The organism is Hoylesella shahii (assembly GCF_937990675.1).
Taxonomy (GTDB): domain Bacteria; phylum Bacteroidota; class Bacteroidia; order Bacteroidales; family Bacteroidaceae; genus Prevotella; species Prevotella shahii.
The window spans coordinates 1-15,657 of sequence record NZ_CALKQY010000061.1 but is presented as its reverse complement, the minus strand read 5'-3'; the positions used below and the strand labels follow the sequence as shown (position 1 = coordinate 15,657).

Here is a 15,657-nt window from a genome sequence, read left to right as displayed (position 1 = left end):
AATATATTACACTGACAAACAATTAGTTAGATATTTACTGAATATCCCTAAGTAGTTTGTTTACACCATGCGTGTTCGCTAGCCTATTTTGCAGGTTGAAACATGGGTTTGTTATAAAAGCAACATAGCAGTTAGATGGTTAAAGGATAGGACTTGGAGCGAAAGTTTTCTGTCTAAGCCTTTAACCGTCTAGCTGCTATGTGGTTGTTTTGCATCTTAAACCTCAATTGGTTGTTAGATGGCTTATCTCATATTTTACATTGTTTTCATTGCTTCCAGTTCATCTCTCGTTTGTTTTTTGGCATCTTGTCTGCCGTTTTTCTTTGGTGTAGTGCCCTACACCTTCAAGAATAAGGTTGGCAATGTGCTCAATAATACACAAGATCAAAATGACTCTAACGACTGATTTGGGTTGGATAGTCTCTCTTGTGAGATGATGATGAATTGGCAACCCTTGGTTTATGGCTATTGTCTCAATAATAACGAATGATAATCGTAGAAGAACATTTGCCAAACAGGTGTTTGCACACGCAAAAACAGTGCCTTCAAAACTACATGAAGAAGCTTGGGCTGTGTAGTTTAGAGCCGAGAATGGCTATTGTTGTAGAGGGTGTGGCGCTTAGCGTTGCTTACGCAGAGTGGGCAAAAGTGCCCTCAATTGCTTCAAGTAGTTAAGCATTTGTGCCTTAGCTTGCGCATCTTTTTCGGTTTTGCAAGCAGTGGTTAGGTCGTTAAGAAACGGCAGGTAGTCGGTTTCGGCAATAAATTGGGCAGCGCGCACACGCACCAATGCACTGCTATCAAAGAGCAAACCTTGCACCCAGCGCTTAGCTTCCCACGAGCGACAAGCCTGCAGCCAGTCTAGTGCTGCAACCTTTTCTTTGGGCGAACCATAAAGAAGCGTGTAATAGTATTCGCGTTCTTTCTTTAAGTCGGCCTTGGTCATGAGTATTTCTTTGTTATAAATCTGCGGTCTAACCACCTTTTCCGAATAAGCAACGATAGGCATATTCAGAGTCCATCTCACCATTCTGGGTATCATCCACATCATTCCTGGGGTGGCCTCGGGGTGGGCAATGCTACTAAATACTCTACCTTTACCCAGTGTGTTGGCAATAAAAAAAGGTCGGTTGTTGGTCATATTGGCAGGCGCATCGCCCTCTTCGTGCACATCGGTTTCCATCATTGCCATGGTAATGTAGTTAAGAGGCACGCTATCACTCTTCACCAAGACCGGTCCTTCGTAGTACATCACATACGATTTGTCTCTATTGGCAATTTCGGGAAACAGCTTTTTACCCTCGTTGGTCAGCGAAAGGGCCGATATGCCATGCCCACGGTTGTCGTGTTCGATGTCTATAGCTTTCGCGCCATTAATACGCAAGCACGCATATTTGGGTGTGTCGCTAAAGAGATAGGCCCCAGCACAGATGCCCACAGCACCCTTTCCCAAGCGCACAAAGGCCTTAATGCGGTTGATATTTTCTTCGCCAAGGTTCATATATTGCGTAGTTCCTCCTCCGCCAGGGATGATTATGGCGTCTAGTTGGTTTAAAACCCCATTGGCAATGTCGCTAGTGGTGAAGGTTCGCACAGTCATGTCGGGGTCAAGTTGCACAGCGGCAACCGCCTCCCAGATACAAGTTTGTGCGCCACCGTGCCCATTAAACACGCCAACTCTAACCTTATTAACTCTCTCTGTGCACCAAGCGCCAAGCGATATGAGGCACATGCAGGATGTGAGAATAAATTTTTGTAGCATCGTAATATATGTTAGTTAATATTTTTGATAGCAATATTCATCCAAGGCATGGTATATCATGCAAGTGGCAAATATACAATTATTCCTTCAAACTTACAATTGATTGTGCGTGCTTTAAGTTATTTTTAGGTTGGACGCGTGCAAGTGTGGGGCCTAATGTATGTAAAACAACATGTTTGTAGGGCTTTTTGGGGTATTTTAGCGCTATTTGTTTTACCAAATGAGAAAAAAGTATTAACTTAGCACCTTGTAAATCGTGCATAAAAGGCCTTAAATCGAAAGGAAATGGCCTCAGAACGAATATTCAATAAAATCACAATAGATTAGATGGACGAAAATCAAACAATCGATCAAGACAGGATAATCAAGATCAATATCGAAGAAGAAATGAAGTCTTCGTACATTGATTATAGTATGTCGGTTATTGTTGCGCGCGCGCTTCCTGATGTGCGCGACGGGTTTAAACCCGTTCATAGGCGCATTTTGTACGGAATGCTGGGGTTGGGAAACACCAGCGATAAGCCTTATAAGAAATGTGCGCGCGTGGTGGGCGATGTTTTGGGTAAGTATCACCCACATGGCGACTCATCGGTGTATGGTGCTTTGGTGCGTCTTGCACAGGATTGGAACATGCGTTACACACTGGTAGACGGGCAAGGAAACTTCGGAAGCGTCGACGGAGACTCGGCTGCGGCCATGCGTTACACCGAATGTAGACTCTCGAAGCTGGGCGAACGCATCATGGACGACCTGGATAAGGAGACTGTTGACATGGCTGAAAACTTTGATGCCACGCTGCAAGAGCCTCAAGTTATGCCTACCAAGATACCCAACTTGCTGGTAAATGGTGGTAATGGTATCGCTGTGGGTATGGCTACCAATATGCCAACGCACAACTTGGCCGAGGTGCTTGATGGTTGCTGTGCTTACATCGACAATCCTGATATTGACACCGAGGGCCTAATGCAATATATCAAGGCGCCCGACTTCCCCACTGGGGCTTATATTTATGGCTTGCAGGGTGTGAAAGATGCCTACGAAACAGGTCGCGGACGTATTGTGCTGCGCGCTAAAGCCGAGATTGAAAGCGATGAAAGCCATGATAAGATTGTGGTTACAGAAATACCCTACGGCGTAAACAAGGCTCAACTCATTGAAAATATTGCCGATCTGGTGAAAGAAGGGCGATTGGAGGGTATCTCTAATGCCAATGATGAGTCGGGACGACAAGGTATGCGTATTGTGGTAGACGTGAAACGCGATGCCAACGCCAATGTGGTGCTTAATAAATTGTTTAAGATGACGCAGCTGCAAAGCTCGTTCTCGGTAAACAATATTGCGCTTGTGAAGGGGCGTCCACGCTTGCTCACGCTCAAAGAGTGTGTGAAATACTTTGTAGAACATCGTCATGATGTAACTATTCGTCGTACTAAATACGATTTGAAGAAGGCGCAAGAGCGTGCACACATTCTGGAAGGATTGATTATTGCTTGTGACAATATCGATGAGGTGGTGCAAATCATTCGTAAAAGCGAAACACCATCGGCTGCACAACGCAACTTGGAGAAGCGATTTGAATTAGACGAGCTGCAAAGTAAGGCTATTGTAGATATGCGCTTATCGCAACTCACGGGTCTGCGCATCGAACAGTTGCATGCTGAATATAAAGAATTGGAAGAGCTTATTGCTAGATTGCAACTTATTTTGGACGACCCAGAAGAATGTAAGCGTGTAATGAAGCAGGAATTGGAAGAGGTTAAGGATAAGTTTGGCGACGAAAGACGCACTGAAATTATTCCCGATGAGCATGAGTTTAATGCCGAAGACTTCTATCCCAACGACCCTGTGGTTATCACGGTTAGTCATTTGGGCTATATCAAGCGCACACCGCTATCCGAGTTTCACGAGCAAGCTCGCGGTGGAGTGGGTAGTAAAGGGGCCAACACACGCGATAAAGACTTTACGGAATATATCTATCCAGCCACGATGCACCAAACAATGCTCTTCTTCACGAAGAAAGGACGTTGCTATTGGTTGAAGTGTTACGAAATTCCTGAAGGAGAAAAAACTTCTAAGGGACGCGCAATACAAAACCTATTGAACATTGATGCCGACGACTCTGTAAATGCTTTCCTGCGTGTGAAGGGTCTTAACGATGACGAATTCATCAAAAACCACTTCATTGTGTTTGCTACGAAGAACGGAACGGTGAAGAAAACAAGTCTTGAGGCTTACTCTCGTCCACGGGCTAACGGTGTAAACGCTATCACTATTGCCGAAGGCGACGAGGTGGTTGATGTGCGTCTAACTAATGGTAAGAACTATCTGATTATGGCTAACCGCAACGGACGTGCTGTTTACTTCGACGAAAACACAGTTCGAACCATGGGTAGAACGGCGACAGGTGTGCGCGGTATGCGTCTGGATGGTGGAGATGATGCTGTGGTTGGTATGATTGTGGTGAACAATCCCGAAACAGAAACGGTGATGGTGGTTAGTGAAACGGGATACGGAAAACGCTCGTTCGTGGCCGACTACCGACAGACTAACCGCGGTGGAAAAGGTGTGAAAACACTTAATATCACCGATAAGACGGGTAAGTTGGTGGCTATTAAGAATGTTACCGACGACAACGACCTCATGATTATCAATAAGAGCGGCATCACTATTAGGTTGGCAGTGGCTAGCTTCCGCGTAATGGGTAGAGCTACTCAGGGCGTTCGCCTAATCAACTTGAGCAAGAAAAACGATGTTATTGCTAGTGTTTGTAAGGTGAAAACTTCTGAAAAGGAAGACGATCTGAACGAAAATGATGAGGAAAATGAGGCAGAAGCACATTTGACTAATGCCGAACAGGGAACGGATAGCTTAAACAATGAGGCTCTAGACAATGGCAATGATGCCAACGAAGAGACTGAAGAAGTTAACGCTACCGAATAAATAATAAGGCAGAAGCTGGCGAACGTATGCAATAATGCGCTCGCTGGCACTGCCAATACAGAGATAGACTATCGTTAAATCTTAAAAAATTACAGTTATGAGAAAAATGATGATGTTCGCCCTGATGCTTGCTGCATCGCCTGTGGCGTTCGCCCAAGATGCCGTTAAGGAGGTGTTGAAGGCTAAAACCTATGCTGATGCGCAAGCATTGGTGAAAAGCAATCTCGCTAGCATGAGCGATGCCGACAAGGCAAAGGCTTATAATAAGCTGGTTGACCTCTCGTTTGAGAAGATAAGCAAAGAACAAAGCGTTATCACAGCCAATCAAATGGCTGAGCAATTTAAGCAAGGTAAGGTTCAACCTTACGACACTTTAGGCTTCTACAACGCTCTTGCAGATGCGCTTACCAATGCTGTTGAATGCGAAAAGTACGACCAAATGCCCAACGAAAAGGGTAAGGTGAAACCTAAGTTCCACAGTGCTAACCAAAACCGCTTGTATAACTTGCGCGTGTATTTGGTGAATGCAGGACAAGAGGCTGCACAGAAAAACAACAGCGCAGGCGTGCTGAAATACTGGGGATTGTACTCTACTACAGCCGATACACCGCTCTTTGCTGATGTGGCTAATAAGCAACCCGACCAATATGTGAGCCAAGTGGCTGGATTTGCTGCACGCTATGCCATCCAAGATAAGGATTTCGCTGCTGCAGATAAGTATATTGACGTGTCTTTGAAGCATGCTGCTGCTAACTCTGACGATTATAAAGACGCGCTGAGCTTGAAGTTTTACGTTGCTCAACAGCAACTGAAAACGAAAGAAGACTCGTTGGCGTATATCAATAAGCTGAAGGAATTCTATGCCAAAGATACTTCTAACGACATGATTATGGGAACGTTGGCCAGCATGTATGGCAACATGAACATGAAAGATGAGTTGAAGTCGCTTGTTAATTCTCGTCTAGCTGCCGACCCCAATAGCGCAATGGCATGGACACTTAAAGGTCAAGCCGAAATGAATGCTAACCAATGGGATGAGGCTATCGCTTCGTTTAAGAAGGTGCTTCCCATTGATGCTAAAAACGTTGTAGTGCTTACTTATCTGGGTTTCTGCATCAACTCTAAGGCTGCTGCCATCAATGGCGATGTTCCTGCTCAGAAAGCGCTTTACAAAGAGTCGATGGGCTATTTGGAACAAGCTAAAGAATTGGACCCCAATCGCGAGAAAGCTAATTGGAGCTATCCACTCTACCAGTGCTATTATGTAAACTATGGCGCTGCCGACCAACGCACGAAAGACCTCGAATCGTTACTCAATAAGTAATAAAAGTAGTATGAATAAGCACAGAACCATAGCCGTGGGGCTCTGGTTCTGTGCTTTGCATTTGTTTTTTCATACTTCTTAAACCATCGCTCGCATTATTAGGGTGTGGCGAATATTAGTCGCCTAATATTAAGAAGGCGTAAAATAGATTTATCTGAATGAACAGATTTTACTTTATATTGTTATTATCAGTGATAACCACGGCAGCTTCTGCTTCTATAAAGAAGGAACTGCAGCAGGTGAAAACATCCCTAAAAACGGGAAAAGAGTTAGATAAAGCAGAACGCATCATGAATGATGTGTTGGCTAAACCTGATAATCGGAAAGACGTTAAAACATGGTTGTTGCTTTTCGATGTGATAAAAAAGAAGTACGAACAAGGCAACGAAAGATTGTACTTGCAGCAAACTGCCGACACCGTAACCATGTATAACCTCACCAAGAAGATGTGTCTAACGCTAGAAAGCATCGACTCGGTAGAGCGTGTGAACGCTAATGGCAACGAAAACAAAATTAAATATCGTAAGAAACATGCCGAAGAACTGTTCACATATAAGCCTAACCTCTTCTTTGGTGGTACTTATTTTATGAGCAAAAAGATGTACGATAAGGCTTTTGAGTTCTTCTCGCTGTACATCGATTGTGCTCAAACCCCCATCTTTACGGGTTACAACATCCTCAATACCGACCCACAACTGCCACGCGCAGCTTTCTATTCGGTGTATTGCGGATATAAATTACGCAAGCCAGAACTGGCTTTGCGCTATCTTCCTTTGGCTGAAAAAGATAAGGAACGCCACGAATACCTATTGCAATATCTAGCAGATGTGTATCTGTTACAGAACGATTTGGAGAGGTATATGGCCGTGCTGAAACAGGGATTTCAGGATTATCCCACACAAACTTATTTCTACACGCATCTGATTGAATATTATTCGAAAGACAATAATTGGACTTCGGCCAACACTTACGTCGACCAAGCTCTTGCGGCCATGCCCGAACATCTGTGGTTGCGTGTGGCAAAGTCTACCATTCTTTTAAACCTTGGCCAATACGATGACTGCATTGCATTGTGTGATAGCATTATTGCTAAAAACAAAGAGGTACCCGAAGTGTACTTAAATGCTGGTTTGGCTTATTTCAATAGAGCCGTTGAACAAGAGAAAACGGCACGTACATCGCGCGACTTAAAGAAAAAGGTGGCAGCTAGCTATCGCAGTGCGCTGCCTTATATGGAACAATACCGCCGACTTGCACCCAAAGACGAGAGTCGTTGGTTGTTGCCACTCTACAATATTTACCTTAACTTGAATATGGGTAAAGAGTTTGAAGAGATGGATAGGTTGATGAAAGCAACGAAATAGAATTAGGCAAGTTGATGAGTTTATGAGTTTCTGAGTTGGTAAGTTTGTGAGTTGCTTGGCTAGATGGCAATTAACTCACGCAGTTATTTACTTTCAAAGTAGAAAAAACTTTTAAACTTATACACACTCCAATTGACGACTTTATATATTCATAAACTTCCCAACTCAATAACTCACAAGCTCTCAAACTCATAAACTTCCCAACTCATAAACTCATAAACTTATAAACTTCCCAACTCATAAACTCATAAACTCATAAACTTCCCAACTCATAAACTCATAAACTTATAAACTTCCCAACCCATAGACTCATAACAATGAATAAGATAGACTTGGCGAAAGCCTTCCAAAAACTGGGCGTTGAAAGTCTTAACGAAATGCAGATGGCCACGGCCGATGCCATGAAAGATGGCAAAGGTGATGTGGTGGTGCTCTCGCCCACAGGTACGGGTAAGACGCTTGCTTATCTTTTACCACTGGCAGAAATGATTAATCCCCACAACGACAACGTGCAGGCTGTGGTAATTGTGCCTGGACGCGAACTGGCGTTGCAGTCGCAGCAGGTGTTGGCTGATGTGGGAGCGGTGCGAGGCATGGCTTGTTATGGCGGACGCACGGCAATGGAAGAGCATAGAGCTTTGAAACAGCTTCGCCCGCAAGTGGTGTTTGCCACTCCTGGACGATTAAACGACCACCTGGCAAAAGGTAATATCTTGGCCGATGATGTGCGTTTGCTTGTTATCGACGAGTTTGACAAGTGCTTAGACATGGGGTTTGAAAACGAAATGCGCACCGCATTGGCCGCACTTCCACTTGTGCAACGACGCGTTTTGTTGTCGGCCACCAACTCACCTCGCATTCCTTTGTTTGTAGAGAGCACCAAACTTACGTGCATAGACTTTGTTGATGAGGCCGAAAAAGTGAAACAGCGCATTGCTGTTTATGAAGTTAAAAGCGACTCCAAAGATAAACTTGAGACCCTGTATCGGCTCTTGATGGCGTTTAATGGCGACAGTACCATTGTTTTTCTCAATCATCGCGAAAGTGTAGAGCGTACCAATATGTTCTTGATGGAGAAGGGATTTGTTACCAGTTTGTTTCATGGCGGACTAGAACAGGATGCTCGTGAAGCTGCGCTTTATCGTTTTTCTAATGGTAGCGCCAATGTTTTGGTGTGCACCGACTTAGCTTCGCGCGGTTTGGATATCGATGATGTGCGCCACGTTGTGCATTATCATCTTCCCGAAACTCCTGATGCTTACACTCATCGTATTGGTAGAACAGCACGCTGGGACAAACGTGGAAATGGGTATTTTATCCTTTCTTCGGGCGAACAAATTCCCGAATACGTTGATACAGAGGTGCAACCTTTCGCCTTAACCGATGCAGTTGGTATGCCCCAAATGCCTCGAATGGCCACCTTATATATAGGGAAGGGTAAGAAAGACAAGATTAGTAAGGGCGATATTTTGGGCTTTCTCTGCAAAAAAGGACATCTCAACAACGATGATATTGGACGTATCGACGTGAAAGAACGTTATGCCTACGTGGCTGTTAGTAGAAATAAAGTAAAACGTTTGTTGGCCGATGTGGCTGGCGAAAAGATAAAGGGCGTGAAAACTATTGTTGAAGAAGTGAAATAAGCGCACCTAGGGTAATATTCATTTTACGACTATGCCGTAACCCCTAAAATAAAACGGTGGAACTATCGCTTATGATAGTTCCACCGTTTTGTTTGGTTTCATTGCTCAAATGCGCCTATGCTGGTCTCTAAAACACAGAAGAAGCGGCGCAATAGCTTAACATGTGAGTCCAAAGGCGAAAGAATGAGCCTTTATTTCACCGTTTCTTTCTTGTTAGCAATCCATGCCATGATGCCTCCTTCAAGGTTTATCACCTTAAAACCTTTGCTTGTAAGCTGGTTTGCAGCATTGGCGCTGCGTTTTCCACTGCGACAATACACTGCCACAGTTCTGTCTTTTTTCAGCTTACTTTCAGCATCGGCCAAGAAGTTAGCACTGAAAACGTCTACCTGAATAGCCCCTTTAATGTGGCCTTCGGCAAACTCTTCGCTGGTTCGAACGTCTAATATTTGCACAGAGTCGTTCTTAATGGCCTTTTCAAAGCCATTAACGTCTACGTTGGTGAACGTGCTTTGGGCGCACGCACCGAGTAAAATACTCCAGATGGACATAATAATAAGTGCTATTTTTTTAATACCTGATGGTGTTGTTGATATATTCTGCCTGTTCATTTTCAAGTCTTTTTATGTTTGGGCTTGGTGTTTGTTGACCAAAGTGCATGGAGTAGGGGATGTTGGTTAGCAAATCTCCGCGTTATCAGTTCCTATTGGTCTGGTTACAAACAACTCAAGTCGTGTTTTAATATTGTATGCCAGTGTTTATGTTTTGGATTTACAATGTTCTCTCAATGTTCAAAGCATAGGCCTAAAGCCAAAAGAGCGTTTATTTAAAAAGCTTTTCCAGTTCTTTCTCTAGTTTTGTTGATAGCACAGTGCCCATAACCACCTTGCCTTGCGGGTCTACAAGCACCATTGAAGGAATCCATTTAACGCCATAAGCTTTAGAGATATTTGCTTCGCGCATTTTCTTTAGTTCGCTAACATGGGCATATTTCATGCCGTATTTCTCGATAGCGGCTTTCCATTGAGCTACATCTGTATCGAACGACACGCCCACAAAGGCCACCCCTTTATCCTTATACTTGTTGTACATGGCAACAATGTTCGGCGCATCTTTACGGCAATCAGGACACCACGAAGCCCAAAAGTCCAGCACCACATATTTGCCTTTAAACTGGCTTAAGCTCACTTTCTTTCCATCGGGCGAGTTAAGCTCAAAGTCGGGAGCAACTGTTCCAGGCTTTACTAGTTCGGTTGCGTATTGCGCATCATAGTCCACTTCTGTTGTTTGTTGTGCCTTTGCTGTGTAGCTCCACATCGAGAAGGCAGCCAATAGGGCCATTGTAGCCCTGCGTATATACTTCATATTCATATTGATAATGTTTTAATTGTATGTTGCTTTGTATGCAAAAGTAATCTTTTTCCTTCTTATTAATGCATGTAAAGGTTATTTTTTTATTGCATCTATGGGTTTCTCTGTTTCGGCCGACTATTTTATTTCGCGTGTTTTGTTTAGGTTTACGTATCTGTTTCCACTAGAATTACCACTTATTTCTTACCTCAAATGTTCGAAGTGTATATAAGTATTTTGTGTTTAGGTCTAAGTTGCACATCCTCGTATTATCTAAGGTACAATCATTAGTTGTCAATGACATCACAACTAACACCACTCTCACCAAACAAAATTGATAAAAAATGTTGCAAATAGTGTAACAACACAATAAAAAGACGTATCTTTGCACCAACGATTGAATTTAAAACATAGTTAGAGATTTATGAAGAAAATGAAATTGATGACACTTTTGATGTGTCTTTCATTGGTGTTTGGCTGCCAAACAAAGCAAGGAACAGGCACGCTTATCGGTACTGGTGGCGGAGCACTCTTAGGAGCAGTAATTGGAAAAGTAGCTGGTAACACAGTTGTTGGTTCTGTTGTGGGCGCCACTGTTGGTGCTGCAGCTGGGTCAATGATTGGAAAGCACATGGATAAGGTGGCTAAACGCACCGCAGAACAAGTGAAGAACGCTAAAGTTGAAGAAGTAACCGACGCCAACGGATTGAAAGCCGTTAAGGTAACTTTCGATTCGGGCATCCTATTTGCAACCAACAAGTCAACGCTTAACAAAACTTCTAAAAGCGAATTGGCCAAGTTCTCACAGGTACTTAAAGAGAATGGCGACTGCCATGTTGATATCTACGGCCACACCGACAATACAGGTAACGACGGTATCAATATCCCTTTGAGCAACAGCCGTGCACAAAGCGTGGTTAACTACCTTACTTCTTGTGGCGTTCCCTACAGTCAATTCCAAAAGGTTGAAGGCAAGGGAAGCTCTGACCCTGTGGCTAGCAATGCCACTGCTGCTGGTAGACAGCAAAACCGTCGCGTAGAAGTTTATCTCTATGCAAGCAAGGCAATGGTAGACGCTGCAAACAACGGAACATTGAAATAAGGCTTGTGCCAATGGCATAATTGCCAAAAAGGCACGAAAGAGAAGCTGCATTGACCAATATTTAATGGGAGATGATGTCTTTTCTTTCGTGCCTTTCCACGTTAATAAAGGGGCATCATCTCCCAATGGGTTTGGCCACGCAGATACATTGCTTCTGTGGTGTGCCTCATTTCCTGTTAGGCTGCTTTTAAACAATATCTCCTGCATCTACTTAGATTTTATTCTGAACTATCGCTCTTGGGGATTTGAAGGCCGATTGGTATTTTACTCGTGGAAAAAAGAGCCTATGTTTCTAAAAAGAAGAACAGCTGCGCCGATGCTTAAGGTATAAACTTGGCTTTGATATGTGGCGTTGAGGTTATAGAAAAGTTTTATATGGAAGCTTATGAAGAAGATAATATTTAAGCTGTTGAGGTGGACTGCCGCCTTATTTTTCAGTTCTACCATCCTTGTGGTGGTGGTTTTGCGCTTTGTACCCGTGTTTTTCACGCCTCTGATGTTTATTCGTTGTGGCGAACAATTGGCAGATGGAAAAAGTCTTACCATGCATCACCATTGGGTTTCGTTGGATAAAATCTCTCCTCATTTGCCTGTAGCGGTGATGGCGAGCGAAGATCAGCGATTCTTATTGCACCACGGGTTTGATTTTGACGCCATACAGAAAGCTGCCAAACGCAATATGCAAGGCGGAAAGAAGCTTGGTGCCAGCACCATTAGTCAGCAAACGGCTAAGAATGTGTTTCTTTGGCCAGGCCGTTCGTGGATAAGAAAAGGGTTCGAAATGTATTTCACGGCTCTTATTGAGCTAATGTGGAGCAAGCAACGTATCATGGAGGTGTATCTCAATTCTATCGAAATGGGCGACGGTATCTATGGGGCAGACGCCGTTGCCGAATACAATTTTGGAACTACGGCAAATAATTTGACTCGTGCGCAATGTGCTCTTGTGGCTGCAACCTTGCCCAATCCCAGAAAGTTCAGCTCAAAATACCCCTCTCCTTATATGCGTAAACGGCAAAATCAGATAATGCTGAATATGCGTTTTATGCCTTCGTTCCCCAAAGAAGGAGAAGACTATAACCCAAATACGGCCAGTGGCGGCGTTTATAGAAAAAAGAAATAAATGGGGATAACATACCCCTTAAGTACACTTGAAGATGGAAAAATTGCTTGAAAAACTAAACGAAAATCAGCGCGAGGCTGTGGTTTATACCGATGGACCACAGCTGGTTATTGCTGGTGCTGGTTCGGGTAAGACCCGCGTTCTTACCTTTAAGATAGCCCATTTGTTGCAAATGGGTCTTAAACCGTGGAACATCTTGGCCCTTACCTTTACTAATAAGGCGGCCAAAGAGATGAAAACACGTATTGGCGACCTCGTTGGACACGAGCATTCAAAGCGTCTTTTTATGGGTACTTTCCACTCCATCTTCTCCCGTATTTTGCGTACCGAGGCGCATCATATTGGCTTTTCTTCCAATTTTACCATATACGATGAAACCGACTCGCGCTCGCTTATCAAAACCATCTGCAAGGAAATGAAGCTAGACGATAAGCTGTATAAGCCTGCAATGGTGCATTCGCGCATATCAATGGCCAAAAATCATTTCATCTTGCCCGATGCCTATGCGGCTAATTCTGAACTGATGTTGAGAGATTCGCGCGAACGTTTGCCGGCTATTCACAAAGTGTATGCTGCTTATATGCAACGCTGCCGATTGGCTAATGCCATGGATTTTGATGATTTGCTGGTGCTTACCTACCGACTTTTTGCCGAATTCGAGGAGGTTAGGAAGGATTATGCACAGCGTTTCCAATATGTTTTGGTTGATGAGTATCAAGACACCAACCACGTGCAACAGCTCATAGTAACGCAACTTACAAAAGAGCATCGGCACATCTGTGTGGTAGGCGACGATGCACAGAGTATTTATGGATTCAGAGGTGCCGACATCGACAATATATTAGACTTTCAACAGCAGTTCCCCGAGACACGTCTTTTTAAGCTTGAACAAAACTATCGCTCCACACAAAACATTGTGAATGCGGCTAATAGCCTTATTAGTCACAACCAAAGACAGATAAAGAAGGATGTGTTTAGCCAAAACGACGAGGGAGAAAAGCTCATCCTCAAACCTGTGTATTCGGATAAGGAGGAGGCGCTTGTGGTGTGCAACGATATCAAACGCCTAAAAAAAACCGAGGATGGCGAATATAGCGACTTTGCCATCTTGTACAGAACAAACTCGCAAAGTCGTTCGTTTGAAGAGGAATTGCGCAGACAAAGCATTCCTTACCGCATCTATGGCGGACTAAGTTTTTATCAAAGAAAGGAGATAAAAGATATTATCGCCTACTTTAGATTGGCCATGAACACCGACGACGAGGAGGCTTTTAAACGCATTGTTAACTATCCTGCACGTGGAATTGGTGATACCACTTTGGGTAAAATTACCATGGCTGCACAGAATAATGGTGTTAGCTGTTGGGACATTCTATCACAGCCGACTCGCTTTCAGCTTGATGTAAACAAAGGCACATGGACCAAGTTGTTGAATTTTCGCGACTTGGTGAATGGCTTTGTGGCCCAGTTAGACAAACTTGATGCCTACGAACTGGGAATGAAAATCATTAAAGAGAGTGGCATTCAGGCCGACCTCTATGGTGCAAGCGATGCCGACAGCCTTTCTAGACAAGAAAACTTGCAGGAGTTTGTGGGCGGATTGAAAGAGTTTGTGGAGATAAGACGCGAGGAAGGAAACGAAGACGAGGTGTTTTTAAGCAATTATTTGCAAGAGGTTTCGTTGCTTTCCGACCTCGATAGTGAGGGCGACGACGAAAGTAGAGTGGTACTAATGACGGTGCATTCGGCAAAAGGGTTGGAGTTTCCAACTGTGTTTGTGGTGGGATTGGAAGAAAATATCTTCCCTAGTCCTCGTTCAACAGACTCGCCCCGACAGCTCGAAGAAGAACGCCGACTGCTTTATGTGGCCATCACGCGGGCCGAAAAGCATTGCATTTTAACGTGTGCCAAAAATCGTTTTCGCTTTGGTAGGATGGAGTTCGACACGCCTAGCCGCTTTATTCGCGACATCGACCCCTCTTTGCTCAATGTTCAAAACCCCATGGCAGACTTGTCTGCGCAAAGATTAGAACGACGTTTGCACCAAGATGATGTGCCCACTTCGCGCTATAATAGTGGTTGGGGCGAGATGGTTGACGGAGAAAAACGTTTTGGTAATCCTCGTTTTCTCAATTCAAAACCAGTTGCCAGTCAGTTTATGGCCGACCCAATACCCAACCCTGCTCGCCCACGACAGCCCGAAAAGGCCGTCGACCCCTTGTCGGATAGTTTTAAACGCAGGCTTGCTGCCAGTGGGGCTAATCTTAAAAAGGTGTCGCAGGTTATTAATCATTCCTCGAGAACTGCTTCTCCTGCCGAAGTGATGCACGATAACAGCGGTAAAGCCCTTGTCGAAGGTTGTGTTATCGAACACGAAAGGTTTGGTGTTGGCACTATTGAATCCTTGGAAGATGTGGGCGAAAATGCTAAAATGACAGTGAATTTTAAGCATGCAGGCTCTAAGAAACTGTTGTTGAAGTATGCTAAGTTTAAGGTGATTGGTTAAGAGAATGGTATTTTTATTGTCTCTATCACATGCTTTGGCTTATATTTTTTAGTGTATTGTGATTTCAGTATGCTCTTATAACTTGGGCTGTCGTATTATGTTCCCAAGTAGAATATGCAGTATTTTTTTTGTACGAGTTGTCAAAATATTTTACTATACTTTAACATTATGACTGGCTTCGCCATAAAATGTTTGGGAGGTGGCTGGATTTTTGCGAGTATTTTTTAAGTTTATAATTTATTGATAACCATTTGTTTACGAGAAATAACGTGAAAATAGATGCTATATAGCAGGTTTTAGGGATGAAGATCTCACAAAATTAACCGCTAAAAGTCAACAAGTAGTTTCTTGTCTAAAATGGTCAATTTGCCTATAAATAGCGCTTAAAACACCGTTTTTTTATGGTTTTTTGTGTGTTTTGCTGCAGTTTGTCTCGCGTTTTGCAGCATTTAGCACTGCGTTTTGGTGCTAAACGCCTTGCGTTTTGGTGCTAAACGCAAGGTGTTTTGCTGCATATTGCGCTGCGTTTTGGTGCATATTGCA

10 protein-coding genes are annotated in these 15,657 nt (G+C 43.7%); 7 read left to right on the top strand and 3 right to left on the bottom strand.

Translation table 11 applies throughout. The features are described 5' to 3' along the window. Nucleotides 1–619: 619 nt before the first annotated feature. The gene (locus QME03_RS08950) at nt 620–1,762 is read right to left on the bottom strand and encodes a BPL-N domain-containing protein (RefSeq protein WP_281724151.1); all 1,143 of its coding nucleotides are present in this window, start codon (nt 1,760–1,762) and stop codon (nt 620–622) included. A gap of 327 nt (nt 1,763–2,089) precedes the next feature. Between QME03_RS08950 and gyrA the strand changes: the two genes are divergently transcribed. The 4 genes from gyrA (at nt 2,090) to QME03_RS08930 (ending at nt 9,033) form a co-directional block, all read left to right on the top strand. After that, nucleotides 2,090–4,702 carry a DNA gyrase subunit A gene (gyrA, locus tag QME03_RS08945; protein ID WP_281724150.1) on the top strand — a complete coding sequence of 871 codons (2,613 nt, stop codon included), beginning with the start codon at nt 2,090–2,092 and terminating at the stop codon, nt 4,700–4,702. Nucleotides 4,703–4,799: 97 nt separating this feature from the next. After that, on the top strand, nt 4,800–6,026 hold the full coding sequence (locus QME03_RS08940) for a tetratricopeptide repeat protein (RefSeq protein ID WP_273147180.1): 1,227 nt from the start codon (nt 4,800–4,802) through the stop codon (nt 6,024–6,026). Nucleotides 6,027–6,184: 158 nt separating this feature from the next. Further along, nucleotides 6,185–7,390 carry a tetratricopeptide repeat protein gene (locus tag QME03_RS08935; protein WP_273147181.1) on the top strand — a complete coding sequence of 402 codons (1,206 nt, stop codon included), beginning with the start codon at nt 6,185–6,187 and terminating at the stop codon, nt 7,388–7,390. Nucleotides 7,391–7,707: 317 nt separating this feature from the next. Next, the gene (locus tag QME03_RS08930) at nt 7,708–9,033 is read left to right on the top strand and encodes a DEAD/DEAH box helicase (RefSeq protein WP_281724149.1); all 1,326 of its coding nucleotides are present in this window, start codon (nt 7,708–7,710) and stop codon (nt 9,031–9,033) included. Nucleotides 9,034–9,224: 191 nt separating this feature from the next. Here QME03_RS08930 and QME03_RS08925 read toward each other — a convergent pair whose 3' ends face one another. Then, nucleotides 9,225–9,644, bottom strand: coding sequence for a rhodanese-like domain-containing protein (locus QME03_RS08925; protein ID WP_273147186.1), 420 nt, complete (start codon nt 9,642–9,644; stop codon nt 9,225–9,227). A 211-nt stretch (nt 9,645–9,855) separates the two neighbouring features. Further along, on the bottom strand, nt 9,856–10,404 hold the full coding sequence (locus tag QME03_RS08920) for a peroxiredoxin family protein (protein ID WP_281724148.1): 549 nt from the start codon (nt 10,402–10,404) through the stop codon (nt 9,856–9,858). Nucleotides 10,405–10,807: 403 nt separating this feature from the next. On the opposite strand from QME03_RS08920, the gene QME03_RS08915 reads away from it, so the two are divergent. The 3 genes from QME03_RS08915 (at nt 10,808) to QME03_RS08905 (ending at nt 15,114) form a co-directional block, all read left to right on the top strand. After that, nucleotides 10,808–11,485, top strand: coding sequence for an OmpA family protein (locus QME03_RS08915; protein WP_281724147.1), 678 nt, complete (start codon nt 10,808–10,810; stop codon nt 11,483–11,485). 385 nt (nt 11,486–11,870) lie between these two features. After that, the gene (gene mtgA / locus QME03_RS08910; protein WP_281724146.1) at nt 11,871–12,608 is read left to right on the top strand and encodes a monofunctional biosynthetic peptidoglycan transglycosylase; all 738 of its coding nucleotides are present in this window, start codon (nt 11,871–11,873) and stop codon (nt 12,606–12,608) included. A gap of 34 nt (nt 12,609–12,642) precedes the next feature. Further along, nucleotides 12,643–15,114, top strand: coding sequence for an ATP-dependent helicase (locus QME03_RS08905; RefSeq protein WP_281724145.1), 2,472 nt, complete (start codon nt 12,643–12,645; stop codon nt 15,112–15,114). Nucleotides 15,115–15,657 lie beyond the last annotated feature (543 nt).